General features: G+C 61.3%; 15 protein-coding genes and 1 tRNA gene. 9 read left to right on the top strand and 7 right to left on the bottom strand.

From position 1 onward, the window contains the following. Positions 1–325: 325 nt before the first annotated feature. Positions 326–399: transfer RNA gene (locus FHT78_RS05500), tRNA-Arg, on the bottom strand. A gap of 284 nt (positions 400–683) precedes the next feature. Between FHT78_RS05500 and FHT78_RS05495 the strand changes: the two genes are divergently transcribed. Continuing rightward, positions 684–1,343 carry a tetratricopeptide repeat protein gene (locus FHT78_RS05495; protein ID WP_183741385.1) on the top strand — a complete coding sequence of 220 codons (660 nt, stop codon included), beginning with the start codon at positions 684–686 and terminating at the stop codon, positions 1,341–1,343. 66 nt (positions 1,344–1,409) lie between these two features. Here the strand turns inward: FHT78_RS05495 and FHT78_RS05490 are convergent, their stop codons facing one another. The 3 genes from FHT78_RS05490 to xylF form a co-directional block, all read right to left on the bottom strand. Next, the gene (locus FHT78_RS05490) at positions 1,410–2,192 is read right to left on the bottom strand and encodes an ATP-binding cassette domain-containing protein (RefSeq protein ID WP_183741383.1); all 783 of its coding nucleotides are present in this window, start codon (positions 2,190–2,192) and stop codon (positions 1,410–1,412) included. Positions 2,193–2,206: 14 nt separating this feature from the next. After that, positions 2,207–3,517, bottom strand: a complete 1,311-nt coding sequence (locus FHT78_RS05485; protein ID WP_183741381.1) for a sugar ABC transporter permease — start codon at positions 3,515–3,517, stop codon at positions 2,207–2,209. Positions 3,518–3,775: 258 nt separating this feature from the next. Continuing rightward, positions 3,776–4,816 carry a D-xylose ABC transporter substrate-binding protein gene (gene xylF, locus FHT78_RS05480; protein ID WP_183741379.1) on the bottom strand — a complete coding sequence of 347 codons (1,041 nt, stop codon included), beginning with the start codon at positions 4,814–4,816 and terminating at the stop codon, positions 3,776–3,778. 226 nt (positions 4,817–5,042) lie between these two features. Here xylF and FHT78_RS05475 point away from each other — a divergent pair, with 226 nt between their 5' ends. Beyond that, entirely contained in the window at positions 5,043–6,266 is a 1,224-nt protein-coding gene (locus FHT78_RS05475; protein ID WP_183741377.1) for an ROK family transcriptional regulator, read from the top strand. Between the two features lie 374 nt (positions 6,267–6,640). Here FHT78_RS05475 and iolG read toward each other — a convergent pair whose 3' ends face one another. Continuing rightward, entirely contained in the window at positions 6,641–7,633 is a 993-nt protein-coding gene (iolG, locus tag FHT78_RS05470) for an inositol 2-dehydrogenase (RefSeq protein WP_183741375.1), read from the bottom strand. Between the two features lie 175 nt (positions 7,634–7,808). Between iolG and FHT78_RS05465 the strand changes: the two genes are divergently transcribed. After that, the gene (locus tag FHT78_RS05465) at positions 7,809–8,081 is read left to right on the top strand and encodes a hypothetical protein (protein WP_183741372.1); all 273 of its coding nucleotides are present in this window, start codon (positions 7,809–7,811) and stop codon (positions 8,079–8,081) included. Positions 8,082–8,157: 76 nt separating this feature from the next. Here FHT78_RS05465 and FHT78_RS05460 read toward each other — a convergent pair whose 3' ends face one another. Together FHT78_RS05460 and FHT78_RS05455 are read right to left on the bottom strand one after the other, a co-directional pair. Beyond that, positions 8,158–8,622, bottom strand: coding sequence for a hypothetical protein (locus FHT78_RS05460; protein WP_183741371.1), 465 nt, complete (start codon positions 8,620–8,622; stop codon positions 8,158–8,160). Positions 8,623–8,691: 69 nt separating this feature from the next. After that, positions 8,692–9,702, bottom strand: a complete 1,011-nt coding sequence (locus FHT78_RS05455; RefSeq protein ID WP_183741368.1) for a LysR family transcriptional regulator — start codon at positions 9,700–9,702, stop codon at positions 8,692–8,694. 271 nt (positions 9,703–9,973) lie between these two features. On the opposite strand from FHT78_RS05455, the gene chvE reads away from it, so the two are divergent. The 6 genes from chvE to araD all read left to right on the top strand — a co-directional run bounded on the left by chvE (position 9,974) and on the right by araD (position 18,293). Then, positions 9,974–11,038 carry a multiple monosaccharide ABC transporter substrate-binding protein gene (gene chvE / locus FHT78_RS05450; protein ID WP_183741367.1) on the top strand — a complete coding sequence of 355 codons (1,065 nt, stop codon included), beginning with the start codon at positions 9,974–9,976 and terminating at the stop codon, positions 11,036–11,038. Between the two features lie 96 nt (positions 11,039–11,134). Beyond that, a complete protein-coding gene (gene mmsA / locus FHT78_RS05445) occupies positions 11,135–12,673 on the top strand; it encodes a multiple monosaccharide ABC transporter ATP-binding protein (RefSeq protein ID WP_183741365.1) in 1,539 nt (512 codons plus the stop codon). Further along, complete coding sequence (gene mmsB, locus FHT78_RS05440; protein ID WP_183741363.1) at positions 12,670–13,881, top strand: multiple monosaccharide ABC transporter permease; 1,212 nt, start codon at positions 12,670–12,672, stop codon at positions 13,879–13,881. Before mmsA ends, mmsB begins: the two co-directional genes overlap by 4 nt. A 106-nt stretch (positions 13,882–13,987) precedes the next feature. Beyond that, a complete protein-coding gene (gene araD1 / locus FHT78_RS05435) occupies positions 13,988–14,983 on the top strand; it encodes an AraD1 family protein (RefSeq protein WP_183741862.1) in 996 nt (331 codons plus the stop codon). Between the two features lie 74 nt (positions 14,984–15,057). Continuing rightward, positions 15,058–16,491 (top strand): aldehyde dehydrogenase family protein, encoded by a 1,434-nt coding sequence (locus FHT78_RS05430; protein ID WP_183741361.1) that lies wholly within the window; start codon positions 15,058–15,060, stop codon positions 16,489–16,491. Positions 16,492–16,553: 62 nt separating this feature from the next. Continuing rightward, complete coding sequence (gene araD / locus FHT78_RS05425) at positions 16,554–18,293, top strand: L-arabinonate dehydratase (protein ID WP_183741359.1); 1,740 nt, start codon at positions 16,554–16,556, stop codon at positions 18,291–18,293. The last annotated feature ends 17 nt before the right edge of the window (positions 18,294–18,310 follow it).

Genomic DNA, 18,310 nt, shown 5'->3' with positions numbered 1-18,310 from the left:
TGCCGGGGCCGGAAGCCTGAATCTGCGTAGTCGGCCATTCAAAGGTCGCGAGGAGCGTTGGTCATATCGCTCAACGCCGCTGAACATCATCGTTTTTGTTGAAGCGCAATTTGCCCACGCCCTCTGCTGAGCCGTGCTGCCGTGACAAAACTCGAAACGACAGTCAGTTGTATGAATCGCAAAAGCTCCGAAGTACGAAATGCCGTCGTTTTGATGACGGAGAGATTTAATGGAGCTGAAATACCCATGCCTCCGGTTCATGCGACGAACCTGGGAGTGAAATCAGAATAAAGAGAAAACTCAATGATTTCAGCAAGATCGGAACCGCACCCGACAGGATTCGAACCTGTGACCTTTGGAATCGGAATCCAACACTCTATCCAGCTGAGCTACGGGTGCATGCCTGACGATGTGACTCGTCGTCCGATGACGTGGTTCTTAGCCTAGCTTTGGCTCTGCTTCAATCGCGAAGTTCGCGGAATTTCGGCTCGTTGCTGTTATCCGGGATTTTCAAGGCGATGGGGCGTCGCTAAAAGCTTCCACTGATAGTTAGGTTTTCATCGGGGATGAGATGGGCGAAGCGGTTTTCGATCTGGCGCGGCGGGCGCGGTTTGCTGGGCTTTCCGGGAATTTTTCGCTGGGGCATGAGATCCTGGATGGAGCCGTGACGCAGGCCGGCGAGGATGCTGGGGCGCGGGCGTGGATTGCGATCGAGCGGGGGGCGGCTTTTCAACAGTGCCGGGGAGCCGGCGCGGGCGCTGCCGTTCTTTAGCGCGGCATGGGAACTACCGCAGCGGGCAGGGGATCATGATCTGGCTGTCGATGCGGCGCATGTGCTGGCGATCGCGTCCGATGTCGAGGCGGCAGAACGGTGGGTGAGCGTCGCGCTCGATTATATCGAGGCGCATGGGGTCGGGCCGCAGTGGCGCGGCATGCTGCATCACAATCTCGGCTGGACCTATTTCGAGGCGGGGCGCTTCGAGGATGCGCTTGGCGCTTTCCGGCGGGATGAGGCGATCCGGGAGACCTCCGGCAATGCGCAGACGCTGAAGGTGGCGCGGTATGCGGTCGTGCGTACGCTCCGGGCATTGTCGCGGGTAGATGAGGCGATTGCGCTTGGGGAGAGGGTCGTGGCGCTTGCGGATGCGGCCAATGATGCGGCGCCTTATGTCTATGAAGAGTTGGCCGAGTGTTATGCGGTGAAGGGCGAGATGGAGGAAGCGCAGCGCTTTGCGGCGCGGGCGCATGCGATTCTCTCGGAGAATGCGTCCTTCGTACGGGATGAGCCTGTCAGGCTAGCGCGGCTTGCGACCCTTGCCGCGGGTGCTGCGGCTGCGGACTGATGTCGCAAATAAAAACTCCGCCGGGCCTTTCGGGCGGCGGAGTTTGCTTGCTGGATGCTGTTTGTATCAGACCTGCATGGCGCCAGGGCCGGGGATGGCCTTCGGGGGCACCTTGCCGAGGATGATCATGCCGAGGACTTCGTCCTTGGTGACATCTTCGGTGCGGGCGTGGCCGACGACCTGGCCGTTTTTCATCACCGAGACACGGTCGGCGAGGTCGAAGACGTCGTGGATGTCGTGGCTGATGAGGAAGATGCCGATGCCTTCCTTCTTCAGCTGCTTGATGAGCTCGCCCACTTGCGCCGTTTCCTGGGGGCCAAGGGCTGCCGTCGGCTCGTCCATGATCAGGATGCGGGCGTTGAACAGGATGGCGCGGGCGATCGCGACCGACTGGCGCTGGCCGCCTGACAGTGCTTTCACCGGCTCCTTGAAGCGCTTGAAGTTGGGGTTGAGGCGGCCCATCACCTCGCGGGCGGAGGCTTCCATCGCCACGTCGTCGAGCGTGCCCCAGCGGGTCTTCAGCTCGCGGCCGAGATAGAGGTTGGCGGCGGCGTCGACATTGTCGGCGACGGCGAGCGTCTGGTAGATCGTCTCGATGCCGAACTTCTTGGCATCGCGCGGATTGCGGATGTCGACCGGCTCGCCGTCGATCAGGATCTCGCCCGAATCGCGCTTATAGGCGCCGGAGAGGATCTTGATCAGCGTCGACTTGCCGGCGCCGTTATGGCCGAGAAGGGCCACGACTTCGCCGGGATAGAGATCGACCGAGGCATTGTCGACCGCATGGATACCGCCGAAGGAGATCGAGATGTTCTTCAATTCCACAAGGGGAGTGCGTTGTTCAGCCATGGTTCGTACTCCTCTTACTTCGCACGGGAGCGATAGACGGTGTCGAGCCAGACGGCAATGACGAGCACCGCGCCGACGACGACGTTCTGGATGGGCGTATCGACATTTGCGAGACCCATGCCCGACTGCAGCGACTGCATGACGAGCGCGCCGAGCATGGCGCCGGCGATCGTGCCGGTGCCGCCTGCGAGCGACGTGCCGCCGATGACGGCTGCGGCGATCGTATAGAGCTCGTAGGTCGTGCCCTGCGAATTGGCGGCGGCGTTGAGGCGCGCCGTGGAGATGGCGGCGGCCACTGCTGCGAGGAAGCCCATCAGCGCGAAGATGCGCACCGTCACCCAGCGGGTCTTGATGCCGGCGAGTTCGGCTGCTTCCGGGTTGCCGCCGATCGCGAAGACATAGCGGCCGAAGCGCAGGCGCGTGGCGATGAAGGTCATGACGATGCCGACGAGAATGGCGATCAGCACCGGCACGGCGATGCCGTAGGGGATCATCAGGCCGGTTTCGGGCATGGTGATATTGTTGGCTTCGGCATAACGCTTGGCGATTGCCGGCGGCCAGTAATAGATCGTCGACACCCAGATGGCGCCGAGCACCATGGCGCAGCCGAGGACGCCGAGAACATATTCGGCCCAGAGCGGGCGGCGCGGGAAGTTGAAGCGCCGGCGCTGGTGGCGCGAGCCGATGATCGAGACGACGATGAGCACGCAGGCGACCGCGCCGATGATCCAGCTCCAGGTGGCGCCGATCGCGCCTTCGGCACCGCCGCCCATGATGCGGAAGGTGGTGTCGAGGGGGGCGACCGTCTGGCCGCTCGTGACATACCAGGCAAGGCCGCGCCAGGCGAGGAAGCCGCCAAGCGTGACGATGAAGGAGGGCACGCCGAGAAAAGCGATGATGATACCCTGGAACGTGCCGATCGCCGCGCCGACGAGGAGGCCGCAGATCAGCGTGATCACCCAGGTGAAGGAATTGTCGAAGCCAAGATATTGCGGCAGGAATTTCGCCTGGACCACGCCCATGATCATGGCGACGAAGCCAAGGATCGAGCCGATCGACAGGTCGATGTTTCTGGTGACGATGACCAGCACCATGCCGGTCGCGAGAACCGCGATTTCGGTGGTCTGGACAGAGAGGTTCCAGAGGTTTCGGGGCGTGAGGAATAGGCCGCCGGTATAGAAATGGAACCCGACCCAGATGACCAGCAGCGCGCCGATCATGCCGAGAAGGCGGGTGTCTATTTCCGTTGCCCGCAGGAAGCGGGTGAAGGGGCCTTCAACTGCGGTACGCGGGCCTGAGGTCGTCGATTGGGTCATGTCTGCCATGGGTTGCCGTTTCCCCCATCTGTTTGGGCGCGGGCCTTGCTGCTGATGAAGCCGCAGGCCGACCATCGCCCTGTTCTTGTTGTGACCACCGGGACGCTTCCGAAAATAGCCGATCACAACGGCACTATTCTGGCAGGGAATCAAAGCATCCGCGATGTGCGCGAGAACGGAGAAGCGCCGCCGAGCGGGCTTCATCCGCATCCGGCGCCGCAGCGGAAGGCCGCTGCGGCGCCGGTATTTCAGATCGTCAGGCGAGGATCAGTCGCAAGCCTTGACGGAGCCGGCCTTGACGCCCTGGCAGGCTTCAGCCTTGGAGATCCATCCGGCGTCGATGACGACGTTCAGGTTGTCCTTGGTGATGGCGAGCGGGGTCAGGAAGATCGACTGCATCTTCACCTTCTTCGGGCCGCCTTCGAAGGTCTGCACGCCGGCAACCTTGTCGAGGGAGGTGCCGCCGGCGAGATCGAGAGCGACTTCGGCAGCGCGCTTGCCGAGTTCACGGCTGTCCTTCCAGACGGAAACCGTCTGCGTGCCGAGAGCGATGCGGTTAAGAGCAGCCTTGTCGGCATCCTGGCCGGAAACCGGAACGGAACCGGCCATGCCCTGGGCGTCGAGAGCGGCTACCGCGCCGCCGGCCGTGCCGTCGTTGGAAGCGACGACAGCGTCAACCTTGTTGTTGTTGGCGGTCAGGAACTGCTCCATGTTGCGCTGAGCGTTCTGCGGCAGCCAGCCGTCGGTATAGGCTTCGCCGACATTCTTGATCTTGCCGGCGTCGATGGCAGCCTTCAGAACTTCCATCTGGCCTGCGAACAGGAAGTCGGCGTTCGGGTCGGAAGACGAGCCCTTGATGAAGACGTAGTTGCCTTCCGGCTTGACCTTGAAGACGCCCTGCGCCTGCAGGCGGCCGACTTCCTTATTGTCGAAGGTGATGTAGAAGGCAGACGGGTTTTCGATCAGGCGGTCGTAACCGACGACCGGGATGCCTTCGCTGGCGGCCTTTTCAACGGCCGGGCCGATCGCGTCGGAGTCCTGGGCGAGGATGATGAGTGCGTTTGCGCCCTGCGAAATCAGCGATTCGACGTCGGTGAGCTGCTTTGCAGCCGACGACTGGGCGTCGGCGGAAATGTACTTTGCGCCCTTGGCTTCGAGAGCCTTCTTGATGGCGGCTTCGTCCGTCTTCCAACGCTCTTCCTGGAAGTTCGACCAGGAAACGCCGACGACGAGGTCGGCAGCCATGGCCGCCGAGTGCACGGAAACGAGGATGGCAGCACCGGCCATCAGCTTGTAAAGAGACTTCATAATGTCCTCCCGAGTGAAATGCAGCCGGCCCAGCATCAGCCTCCTCCGGCCATCGCGAAAGCCTGTCCAGAAAGGTTCGGATTTTTTTCTCGACAGTCGAGAAATTTACTGTCAGAGATTTTTTCAACTGTCAACACCGCACTACCGGCTTAATTCCTTTGACTGGAAGGGGCCAGAGATGCTGTGGCAATGAGGGGCGGAACGAACCTGGGAGAGGCGGCTATCCATGCTGACCAAGTCGAGCACGGAGCTCGTACGGCAGAGAAACAGCGTGCTCGTGCTCGCTACTCTGCGCCGCCACGGGCCGCTTGCCCACACTGAGATATCCGATCACACGCGGCTTTCGTCTGCGACCGTTTCTGCGATCACGGCCGATCTCGAAAAGGCGCAGGTGATCGAAAAATCCGAGCAGCAGGCAGCGAGCGGGCGAGGGCGCCCGCGCGTGCTTCTGCGCCAGCGCCGCGACTGCGGCTATCTCATCGTCGTCATCATCTCCTCGGATGCGGTTCAATATTCGCTGGTCGATTACTCGGGCAAGCTGATCGACCGTTTCAGCGAGGAAAGATCGCACGATCCCGATGGCGCCGCCCGCTTCGTGAACGGGGTGCGGGAAGGGCTGAGCCGCGTCCTGGCGCGCTCGCGCATCAGCCAGGAGAAGGTGCTGCTCATCTCGATCAGCAGCAAGGGGCTGGTCAATTCCTCCGAGCCTGTCCTCGTCTGGTCGCCGATCTTCGGCAGCGACCAGATCGATTTCGAACTGGCGCTCAAGCCGGACTGGAAGGCGAAGGTCATTCTCGACAACGAGACGCTGCTGGTCGCCGCCGCCCTCGGCGCGCGCGAGGAGAATGTGAAGGGCGGCGATTTCCGCTCTCTGGCGGCGCTTTCGCTCGGCCACAGCATCGGGCTTGGAATCATCCGACCGACGAGCCATGGCGGGCATGAAGTCTCGGCGCCCAATTTCGGGCACATGCTGCACATGGCCAATGGCGGTCTCTGCCGCTGCGGCACCCGCGGCTGTATCGAGGCCTATGCCGGTTTCTATGCCATCCTGCGCACCGCCTTCGAAGTGCCGCTCGATACGATCCCGGCAAAGTTCGTGCCAGTGGCCGAGCTCGACAAGATCGCAGCAAGGGCGCGGCAGGGCCACCGCATCTCGGGCTTCGCCTTCCGCCAGGCGGGGCTGGCGCTCGGCAACGGCCTGTCGCGCATGCTGAGCCTGACCGAGCGCATGCCGATCGCGATCACCGGGCCGGGCACGCGCTATTACGATCTGCTGCGGCAGGGGATCGAGGAGGGGCTCGGCCAATCCCATGTGGTGCGCATGGAGGGCATGCCTGACCTCAGGGTCGTCGCCGACGAGCAGATTCTCGTCTTCGAAGGACATCTGAATCGCGCACTGGCGGTGATTGATGAGGATATCGTCGTGGCGGGTGTGCAGGGCGGAGATTAGTCGCTCCCCCCTTCGCCCCATCGGGGAGAAGGTGCCCGAAGGGCGGATGAGGGGGCCCAACCGCCGACAGAGATTTCTTTAAGTCTCTGTCAAATACTGTTTTTTGGCCTCGGAGAACGCTGGTCGCTTAGACTGGTCAGCCTTGCGTCCGCGGCCCCCTCATCCGACCCTTCGGGCCACCGGCCAGGGTCGAGCCGCAGGTCTCGACCCGTCCTTCGGACCCCCGCTGGGGCGAAGGGGACGGGCACCGTCACACTCTCCCCTTTCCTCGTGGGAAGGGGGGCTGTTCCGGCCCGCCCCCATCTCATCAAACGAGAAATGGCCGGGCTTTCACCCGACCATTTCTCATGATGGCGACCGTCGGGAGAGGGCGGTCAGCCGATCCTGATCAGCTTGCCTTCCTTCACGGACTGGACGGCGGCATCTGCCAGCGCAAGAGCGGCCAGGCCGTCAGCGCCCGAGGGCGAGATCTTCGAGCCTTTCTCGATCGCCGAGATGAAGCTTGCGATCTCGTTGGCATAGGCTTCGGTGTAGCGGGTCATGAAGAAATCGTGCAGCGGCGGGCGGGTATAGCCTTCGCCGTTGGCGACTTCGATCGAGACCGGGCGCTGGTTTTCAGCCGAGACGACGCCCTTGGAGCCGTGCGCTTCGATGCGCTGGTCGTAGCCATAGGTGGCGCGGCGCGAGTTGGAGATGATCGCCTGCTTGCCGGAGGCCGTCTGCAGGATCACCGAAACGCTATCGTAATCGCCGGCTTCGCCGATCGCCTTGTCGACGAGGACAGCAGCGGTTGCCACGACCGAGACCGGCTCTTCGCCGAGCAGGAAGCGAGCCATGTCGAAATCGTGGATCGTCATGTCGCGGAAGATGCCGCCCGAACGCTTGATATAATCGACCGGCGGGGCACCGGGATCGCGCGAGGTGATCGTCACCATTTCTACGTCGCCGATCTTGCCGTCGTCGATGACCTTGCGCACGGCCATGAAATGCGGGTCGAAGCGGCGGTTGAAGCCGACCATCAGCTTGGCGCCGGTTTCTTCCACGACCTTGATGCAGGCTTTTACGCGCGCAACATCCAAGTCGATCGGCTTTTCGCAGAAGATCGCCTTGCCGGCGCGGGCGAAGCGCTCGATCAGATCTGCATGGGTATCGGTCGGCGTGCAGATGACAACGGCGTCGATATCCTTGGCCGCCTCGATCGCTTCGATGGTGCGGACTTCGCAGCCATAGGCGGAGGCGATCGCGTCGGCCGCCTGCGGGAAGGCGTCGGCGACGGCCACGAGCTTTGCATTGGCATCGCCGCTGACGGCCTTCGCATGGACCTTGCCGATGCGGCCTGCGCCGAGAAGACCAAATCTCACTGTCATAACTGCCTCCCTATATTCGGAACAAATAAACCGAATTGATATAAGTTTAGAATTTTCATTCCATTTTCCAGTCGCCGCGTCAAGCCCGCGGGCCTTTCACATTTGCGAAATCCATCCTAAAGACAAGCGAGGTCATCACAACAGTGAGACCGATCATCGAGACAACGAGACCGAGATGCAGCTTATCGATCCCAACCATCCAACCTATCGGCATCTCTGGGTCCGTATTGCCATCGTCGCGGTCTGCCTCGGATGGGCGATCTTCGAATTCATAGGCGGCGATCCCTTCTGGGGCGTGCTTGCAGGCGCCGTCGGTGTCTATTCCTTCTATATGCTGATCTGGACCTTCGACCCGAAGCCGCCGGAAGCGGCGGCTCCCGTCGTCGTCGATGACGATGAAGAGGGCGAGGAAAAGGCCGATATGGAAGAAGAGAAGAAGCCCGACTAATCGAAGCGTCTCTTCGCCGCGCTTCGATTCCTTGCTTTGCGCATGCCAAACGCCATGCGCTTTTGCGCGACATGCTTTATCGCGGCAGCCGCCGCATCGCCTCGTCGATCAGCAGATTGGCGATCGTCATGCGCTTGTTTGCCTGGTCGCGGAAGGGCTGGGCGACGCCATCGGGGTGATTGGCCTTGGCGAAGGCCCGCCGCTTCTCGCTCAGCGTCTGTAGCGTATCGGCGGATGAAATCGACAGTTCGGCGGCAATCTCTTCCGGCGCCACCCGCGCCAGGTGTTCGGGCATGATCGGTTCCGGCTCGGGTGCTGCCGGAAGAGCCTCCTTACCCGCAGGTTCGGGAGCGAGATTGTCGAAATAGGCTTCGCCCACCCGCTGCGAGGTAGCCGAAACGCCCTCCATCACGTCGAAGGCAAGGCCGGTCGAAAAGCCGTGGACGCGGTGGGCGGCCGGCTCTTCCGCTTCGCCGGCGGCTTCGTCTTCCGCCTTGAGCCGTTCAAGAACGGATTGGAATATCGATTGTGCGAATAGCATGCGCCTTCCTTTGCGAGCGGCGCATTAAACGGCGCCAAGTTGGCGTCGGGCTTGATTTCGATACCGGATTTAGACGGAGGCCTGTCGGACGCTCTCTGCCAGAATGAGGTCGTAGAGCAGTCGCGCGCTCGGCGGCAGGGCACGTTCGCGGACGGTGATCAGGCTGTAGGGCTTGACGTTGATCTCGAAATCGATCGGCAGGATGCGCACTTCGGATGCTTTCGAACTCTGCGAGGCGAGAAACTGGGCGACATCGACGGCGACGGGGGCGATTGCATCCGTCTCGCAGATGATCGCGCAGGTGAGCAGCAGCGAGGAGGTGTTGACGATGTTTCCCGGAAGCGGAACGGCGCGCGACAGGAAGATATCCTCGATCGTGCGGCGCAGCAGCGTGCCGGGCGGCTGGAACACCCAGTCATAGTCCTTGATCTCCGACAGGCTGCTCGGGCTCCTCTTCTTCAGGAGGGGATGGCGGCTGCGCACGATCAGGCAGGCTTTCTCGACGCCGATCTCGCGCACCTGGAAAGGACGCGGGTTCAGGTCGTCAGGAATGCGGCTGATGATGAAGTCGTGGCGGGCGGCGAGAAGTTCGCGCGCCAGCACGTTGCTGGTCTCGACCTGGATGTTGACCTCGATGCCGGGAAAGGTCTTGCGCACCGTGTTGATGGCGGGAACGACGAGGCTCATGGCGGGTGCGGTGACCGCGCCGATGAAGACCGAGCCGCCCTTGCCGCTCTTCAATTCGCCGATCTCGCGGCTCGCCTCGCGAAGCTCCAGCAGGATCTTGCGCGCGCGCCTGGCGAGCGCTTCGCCGAAGGTGGTGAGCACCACGCCGCGGGCCACCCGCTCATAGAGCGGCGTCTTCATGATCGATTCCATATCCGACAGCATTCGCGACGCTGCGGGCTGGGATATGTTCAGCACTTCGGCCGCGGCCGAAATTTGCCCGCTATCTTCGATTGCGACGATCATCCGCAGGTGATTCAGCTTAAGTCCTGCCCGCAACAGGCCGTCATCGCCAAAATTGTCGCTGTTGATGTCGACATGTTCCAATGAAAATGGCTCCGGGATGATCGTCATGGTTGCAGCCTCCCCACTGCGCTCCATCAAAAGTAATACTTTTTAACGATATACCAAAATTGTTATGCACATTACCAGTTATTCTATTTGACAGTTATAGGAATCCATACCAGTTTGCCGCCGTGTGCTGGTTGGCACTCAACACGTGTGAGATCGTGGAGGAGACCTACTTCGTTTCTCACCATCTGAAGTAACTATCCAATACGGAACCTGCCACAGTTTCGGGGCGGGCGATTTTTCGTCCGCTGCTTTATTAACAAGGGAGAGAGAAATGAAATCCATTATCTCATTGATGGCAGCGGCTGCCTTCGGCGTCGCTTCGTTCGTTGTGCCGGCTATGGCAGCGGACAAGGGCACTGTCGGCATCGCAATGCCGACGAAGGCTTCGGCCCGCTGGATCGACGACGGCAACAACATCGTCAAGCAGCTTCAGGCCGCCGGTTACCAGACCGACCTGCAGTATGCAGACGACGACATTCCGAACCAGCTTTCGCAGATCGAAAACATGGTCACGAAGGGCGCCAAGGTTCTCGTCATCGCTTCGATCGACGGCACGACCCTTTCGGACGTTCTCCAGAAGGCCCACGATGCAGGCATCAAGGTCATCGCTTACGACCGCCTGATCCGTGACTCGGCCAATGTCGACTACTACGCCACCTTCGACAACTTCCAGGTCGGCGTTCTGCAGGCAAACTCCATCGTCGACGGCCTCGGCCTCAAGGATGGCAAGGGTCCGTTCAATATCGAACTCTTCGGCGGTTCGCCTGACGACAACAACGCCTTCTTCTTCTATGATGGCGCAATGTCCGTCCTGCAGCCCTACATCGACTCGGGCAAGCTCGTCGTGAAGTCCGGCCAGACCGGCATGGACAAGGTCGGCACGCTGCGCTGGGATCCGGCAACGGCCCAGGCCCGCATGGACAACCTGCTCTCGGCCAACTACACCGACGCCAAGGTCGATGCCGTCCTGTCTCCCTATGACGGTCTCTCGATCGGCATCATCTCGTCGCTGAAGGGCGTCGGTTACGGCACGGCTGCTCAGCCGCTCCCGATCGTCACCGGTCAGGACGCTGAAATCCCGTCGGTCAAGTCGATCATCGCTGGCGAACAGCACTCGACGATCTTCAAGGACACCCGCGAACTCGCCAAGGTCACTGTTGCCATGGTCGATGCCGTCATGTCCGGCAAGGAACCCGAGGTCAACGACACGAAGACCTACGACAACGGCGTCAAGGTCGTTCCGTCCTATCTGCTGAAGCCGGTTGCCGTCGACAAGACCAACTACAAGCAGATCCTCGTCGACAGCGGTTACTACACCGAAGACAAGCTGAAGTAAGTTGAACAGGAGGCCGGAGCCCGCGCTTGCGGGTTCCGGCCTTCAATTTTATGATCGCCCGGTCGTTTTGTGGCTGCAGGCGCTGGAAATTTGACTATGGACAACACCATCCTCGAAATGCGGAGCATCACCAAGACGTTCCCGGGCGTCAAGGCTCTGGAGAACGTGAACCTCAGGGTTCGCAAGGGTGAGATTCACGCGTTGGTAGGCGAAAACGGGGCCGGAAAATCGACCCTGATGAAAGTGCTATCAGGCGTCTACCCGACCGGGAGCTATGAAGGCGACATCGTCTATGAAGGCGAGACGCGCCACTTCAAGGTTCTGAAGGATTCCGAAGAAATCGGTATCGTCATCATCCACCAGGAGCTTGCGCTCGTGCCCCTGCTGTCGATCGGGGAAAACATCTTCCTCGGCAACGAAAACGCCAAGAACGGCGTCATCAGCTGGGACGAAACCTTCAACCGCACGAAGCAATTGCTCAAGAAGGTGGGGCTGCAGGAATCTCCGAACACGCTCGTCACCGACATCGGCGTCGGCAAGCAGCAGCTCGTCGAGATCGCCAAGGCGCTGTCGAAGAGCGTCAAGCTGCTCATCCTCGACGAGCCCACCGCCTCGCTCAACGAAAGAGATTCCGACGCTCTGCTGACCCTCTTGATGGAGTTCCGCAAGCAGGGCATCACCTCGATCATCATTTCCCACAAGCTGAACGAGATCCGCAAGGTCGCGGACCAGATCACGGTCCTGCGCGACGGCATGACCGTCAAGACGCTCGACTGTCACAAGGACGAGATCAGCGAAGACATCATCATCAAGAACATGGTGGGCCGCGATCTCGAAGACCGCTATCCGCCGCGTTCGGTGCCGATCGGCGAGACGATCTTCGAAGTCAAGAACTGGAATGCCTTCCACCAGCAGCACCGTGACCGCCAGGTCCTGCACGACATCAACCTGAATGTCCGCAAGGGCGAGGTTGTCGGCATCGCCGGGCTGATGGGCGCCGGCCGCACCGAGTTCGCCATGAGCGTCTTCGGCAAGACCTACGGTCACAAGATCAGCGGCGACGTTTTCGTCGGCGGCAAGAAGGTCGATACGTCAACCGTGCGCAAGGCGATCGACGCCGGTCTCGCCTATGTGACGGAAGACCGCAAACATCTCGGCCTCGTGCTGGGCGAGACGATCGTTCACAACACGACGCTCGCCAATCTGCAGGCGGTGTCGAATGCCTCCGTTATCGACAGCGTCAAGGAATCACGGGTCGCGACCGACTATCGCTCGAAGCTGCGCATCCGTTCCTCCAGCATCTTTCAGGAAGCGGTCAATCTTTCCGGCGGGAACCAGCAGAAGGTGGTTCTGTCGAAATGGCTGTTTTCCGATCCTGATGTTCTGATCCTGGATGAGCCGACGCGCGGCATCGACGTTGGCGCAAAATACGAAATCTATACTATCATCAACCAGCTTGCCGCCGATGGAAAGGGCGTTCTGATGATCTCATCGGAAATGCCCGAACTGCTTGGCACTTGTGACCGCATCTACGTGATGAACGAAGGACGCCTCGTCGCTGAACTGCCGAAGGGAGAAGCAAGCCAGGAAACCATCATGCGCGCTATCATGCGCTCAGGGGAGAAGAAACAATGACGCCGATCAATCAACCCATCGCCGAGCAGGGGCGTGTCGTCTCCATCGGAGACTATGTTCGTGGCAACATCCGCGAATATGGCATGTTCATCGCGCTCATCGCGATCATGGTGTTCTTCCAGTTCTCGACCGGCGGTGTTCTCTTCAAGCCGCTCAACCTGACGAACATCATTCTGCAGAACTCGTTCATCGTCATCATGGCGCTCGGTATGCTGCTGGTGATCGTCGCCGGTCATATCGATCTTTCAGTCGGATCCGTCGTCGGCTTCATCGGCGCCATCGCCGGCGTGATGACGGTGCAGTGGCACACCAATTATGTGCTGGCAGGTATCGTCTGTCTTGCTCTTGGCGCGCTTGTCGGCGGCATCCAGGGCTATTTCGTCGCCTATCACAAGATTCCGTCCTTCATCGTTACGCTCGCCGGCATGCTGGTCTTCCGCGGCCTGACGCTGTTCGTGATGACGGCATCGGGAACCGGCACGAGCATCGGTCCTTTCCCGCCGGCTTTCCAGCTGATCAGTATCGGTTTCCTGCCGAACCTTTTCGATATGGGCGGCATCAATTCGACCTCGATCATCCTGACCGTCGTCGGCGCCGTAGCCCTCTTCTACCTGGCATGGCGCAAGCGCCTGTCGAATGAGAAGCATGGCAACGATGTCGAGCCACTCGGCTTCTTCCTTGCCCAGAACGCCATCGTCACCATCGCCATCCTGGCGCTCGGCTATCAGCTATCGATCTATCGCGGCTTCCCGAACGTCCTCGTCGTGATGCTGTTCCTGGTCGCCGCCTATGCGTTCATTACGCGCCGCACGACGATCGGCCGCCGCATCTATGCGATGGGCGGCAATGAGAAGGCGACGAAGCTCTCCGGTATCAACACCGAAAGGCTGACGTTCCTGACCTTTGCAAATATGGGTCTGCTTGCCGGTCTGGCCGGTCTGATCGTTGCGCTGCGTCTCAACTCGGCAACGGCCAAGGGCGGCTTCGGTCTCGAGCTTGACGTGATCGCAGCCTGCTTCATCGGCGGCGCGTCTGCGCAGGGCGGCGTCGGCAAAGTGACCGGCGCTGTCATTGGCGCTCTGATCATGGGCATCATGAACAACGGCATGTCGATCCACGGCCTTGGCACCGACTCCCAGCAGATGGTCAAGGGTGCGGTGCTGCTCGCCGCCGTGTTCTTCGACGTCTACAACAAGAACAAGGGCTGAGTTCAGGCTCGACCCCAGTATCGCAGTCACATGAAAATTGAATTCCGGCTCCGGATGGAGCCGGAGCGGCGAAGCTTTGCCATCGCCAAACGAAAGGATGAAGACCGTGCTTATCTCGCAGATCAAGGGCGCAAGCGGAGAGATCATCGTCGCCGTGCGCGAACCGGGTGCTGCCGCCAAGGCAGTCAAAGGCGCTGAAAGCGTCTATGCTCTGGCGATGGAAGCCGCAAATGGCGGCAAGTCCCTCGTCTCCGTTATCGAGGCTCATGGATACGGCGAAACCGTCGATCTGGAAAAGGCGTATGCGGATGGCCGCTTCCTGCCGCCGATCACGCATCCGGATGCAGCACACCTGCATCTGACCGGTACGGGCCTGACGCATCTGGGATCAGCTGCAACGCGCGATTCCATGCACAAGAAGACATCAGAGGCGGCGGAGGAAACGCTGACCGACTCCATGAAGATGTTCAAAATGGGCCTCGAAGGCGGCAAGCCGGCTGCCGGCCAGAAGGGCGTGCAGCCCGAATGGTTCTACAAGGGCAACGGCTATGGTGCTGCTGCTCCGGGCGCGCCGCTCGTTTCGCCGTCTTTCGCGCTCGACGGCGGCGAGGAGCCGGAAATGGCCGGCATCTACGTCATCGCCAAGGACGGTACGCCGTTCCGCATCGGCTTTGCCCTGTCGAACGAGTTTTCCGACCACGTCACCGAGCGGATCAACTATCTCTTCCTCGCCCATTCCAAGCTGCGCCCGGCAAGCTTCGGCCCGGAAATCCGCATCGGCGCGGCGCCCGAGGATATCCGCGGCACATCGCGCATCAAGCGCGGCGACAAGGTGATCTTCGAGAAGCCGTTCCTGTCCGGCGAGGCGAACATGTCCCACACTTTCGCCAATCTCGAATACCACCATTTCAAGTATGGCCTGTTCCGCGTGCCCGGCGACGTTCACGTCCACATGTTCGGTACGGCGACGCTTTCCTTTGCCGATGGCATCAAGGCGGAAGAGGGCGATGTCTTTGAAATCGAGGTCGCCGATTTCGGCCTGGCGCTGCGCAACCCGCTGAAGGTTGCTGCCGAAGAAGAGATCGCCGTCAAGCAGCTCTGATTTCAACTGTGATCTCAAGGGGCCGGCCGCCAGGAAAGCCGCCGGTCATTTGTCATAGAGGAGGCTCCAAGGCCATGACCGTCCATCAGAATCTCATCGCCGGCGAATGGACCGGCGCAAATGGCGTCGAGAACATCAACCCGTCCGATACGAACGAGGTCGTCGGCCTCTATGCTCAGGCGAGCGTCGACGATACCAAGGCGGCGATCGCTGCCGCCAAGGCTGCCTTTCCGGCCTGGTCGCGTTCCGGCATCTGGGAACGGCATGTCATCCTGAAGAAGGCCGGCGACGAAATCATGGCGCGCAAGGACGAGCTTGGCGCTCTGCTTGCGCGTGAAGAAGGCAAGACGCTGCCTGAGGCGATCGGCGAAACGATCCGCGCTTCGCAGATATTCGAATTCTTCGCCGGCGAGGCGCTGCGCCTGGCGGGCGAAGTCATTCCGTCCGTGCGCCCGAACATCGGGGTCGAGATCACCCGCGAGGGGCTCGGCGTCATCGGCATCATCACGCCCTGGAATTTTCCGATCGCCATTCCCGCCTGGAAGATCGCGCCGGCGCTCTGCTACGGCAACACGGTCGTCTTCAAACCGGCCGAGCTGGTGCCTGCCTGTTCCTGGGCGATCGTCGATATCCTGCATCGCGCCGGCTTGCCGAAGGGCGTGCTGAACCTCGTCATGGGCAAGGGCTCGATCGTCGGCCAGACGATACTCGACAGCCCGGATGTTGCCGGCATCACCTTTACCGGCTCCACCGGTACGGGAAAACGCGTCGCCGCCGCCTCCGTCGAGCATAACCGCAAGTTCCAGCTCGAAATGGGCGGCAAGAACCCGATGGTCGTGCTTGATGACGCCGATCTCAATGTCGCCGTCGAGGCGGCCGCCAATTCCGGCTTCTTCTCCACCGGCCAGCGCTGCACGGCATCGTCGCGGCTGATCGTCACCGAGGGCATCCACGACAAGTTCGTCGCCGCGCTCACGGAAAAGCTGAAGACGCTCGTCGTCGACAACGCTCTGAAGGCAGGCACCCATATCGGCCCTGTTGTCGACGAGCGGCAGCTGAAGACCGACACTGACTATATCGAGATCGGCAAGAAGGAGGGCGCCAAGCTCGCCTTCGGCGGCGAGGTGATCTCCCGCGACACGCCCGGTTTCTATCTGCAGCCGACACTGTTTACCGACGCGACCAATCAGATGCGCATCTCGCGCGAAGAGATCTTCGGACCTGTCGTTTCCGTCATCCGGGTCAAGGATTACGACGAGGCGCTGGCAACGGCCAACGACACGCCGTTCGGCCTGTCCTCGGGCATTGCCACGACCAGCCTGAAACACGCGACACATTTCAAGCGCAACTCCGAGGCCGGCATGGTGATGGTCAACCTGCCGACCGCCGGCGTCGATTTCCACGTTCCTTTCGGCGGCCGCAAGGGCTCGTCCTACGGCCCGCGCGAGCAGGGCAAGTACGCCGCCGAATTCTACACAACCGTCAAGACGGCCTACACGCTGGCCTGAGACGAAGCGCGATAGCCCTGATCGTACGAGGCGATCAGGGGATATCCTGAAGGACAGAGATTATGAAGAAGAAAGCAGAATGGCCGCGTAAGCTGAGGTCGCAGGAATGGTACGGCGGCACGAGCCGTGACGTGATCTACCACCGCGGCTGGCTCAAGAACCAGGGATATCCGCACGACCTGTTCGACGGCCGCCCGGTTATCGGCATCCTCAACACGTGGTCGGACATGACGCCGTGCAACGGCCACCTGCGCGAGCTCGCCGAGAAGGTGAAGGCCGGTGTCTGGGAGGCCGGCGGCTTCCCGCTCGAAGTGCCTGTTTTCTCGGCATCCGAGAACACCTTCCGCCCGACCGCGATGATGTACCGCAACCTTGCCGCTCTCGCGGTCGAAGAAGCGATACGCGGCCAGCCGATGGACGGCTGTGTGCTGCTCGTCGGCTGCGACAAGACCACGCCGTCGCTCTTGATGGGTGCTGCCTCCACCGACCTGCCGTCGATCGTCGTCACCGGCGGTCCGATGCTGAACGGTTATTTCCGCGGCGAGCGCGTCGGCTCCGGCACGCATCTGTGGAAATTCTCCGAAATGGTGAAGGCCGGCGAGATGACGCAGGCCGAGTTCCTCGAGGCGGAAGCTTCGATGAGCCGTTCGTCCGGCACCTGCAACACGATGGGTACCGCCTCCACCATGGCGTCGATGGCTGAAGCGCTCGGCATGGCGCTGTCAGGCAACGCAGCAATCCCGGGCGTCGATTCCCGCCGCAAGGTCATGGCGCAGCTGACCGGCCGCCGCATCGTGCAGATGGTCAAGGACGACCTGAAGCCTTCCGATATCCTGACGAAGCAGGCTTTCGAAAACGCCATCCGCACCAATGCGGCGATCGGCGGTTCGACCAATGCCGTCATCCACCTGCTGGCAATTGCCGGCCGCGTCGGCATCGATCTGACGCTCGACGACTGGGACCGTTGCGGCCGTGACGTTCCGACGATCGTCAACCTGATGCCGTCGGGCAAGTACCTGATGGAAGAGTTCTTCTATGCCGGCGGCCTCCCCGTCGTGCTGAAGCGCCTCGGCGAGGCCGGCCTGCTGCACAAGGATGCGCTGACGGTGTCGGGCGAAACCGTCTGGGACGAAGTCAAGGATGTGGTCAACTGGAACGAGGACGTCATCCTGCCGGCCGAAAAGGCGCTGACGCAATCGGGCGGCATCGTCGTGGTGCGCGGCAACCTCGCCCCGAAGGGCGCAGTCTTGAAGCCGTCGGCTGCTTCGCCGCATCTGATGGTGCACCGGGGCAGAGCAGTCGTGTTCGAGGATATCGACGACTACAAGGCCAAGATCAACGATGACAGCCTCGACATCGACGAAAACTGCGTCATGGTCATGAAGAACTGTGGGCCGAAGGGCTATCCGGGCATGGCCGAGGTCGGCAACATGGGTCTGCCGCCGAAGGTGCTCAAGAAGGGCATCACCGACATGGTGCGCATTTCCGACGCCCGCATGTCCGGCACCGCCTACGGCACAGTCGTACTCCACACCTCGCCGGAAGCCGCTGTCGGCGGCCCGCTCGCGGTCGTCAGGAACGGCGACATGATCGAGCTCGACGTGCCGAACCGCCGCCTGCATCTCGACATTTCCGAAGAGGAACTGGCGAAGCGTCTGGCCGAATGGCAGCCGAACCACGACCTGCCGACCTCGGGCTATGCCTTCCTGCATCAGCAGCATGTCGAAGGGGCCGATACCGGCGCCGACCTTGACTTCCTTAAGGGATGCCGCGGCAGTGCTGTCGGCAAGGACAGCCACTGATCCGGTCTCTTCTGGAC

This window comes from Rhizobium sp. BK196 (genome assembly GCF_014193255.1).
In the GTDB taxonomy this organism is placed as follows: domain Bacteria; phylum Pseudomonadota; class Alphaproteobacteria; order Rhizobiales; family Rhizobiaceae; genus Rhizobium.
The sequence above is the reverse complement of the archived record's forward strand: the minus strand, read 5'-3'. Positions and strand labels throughout refer to the sequence as shown.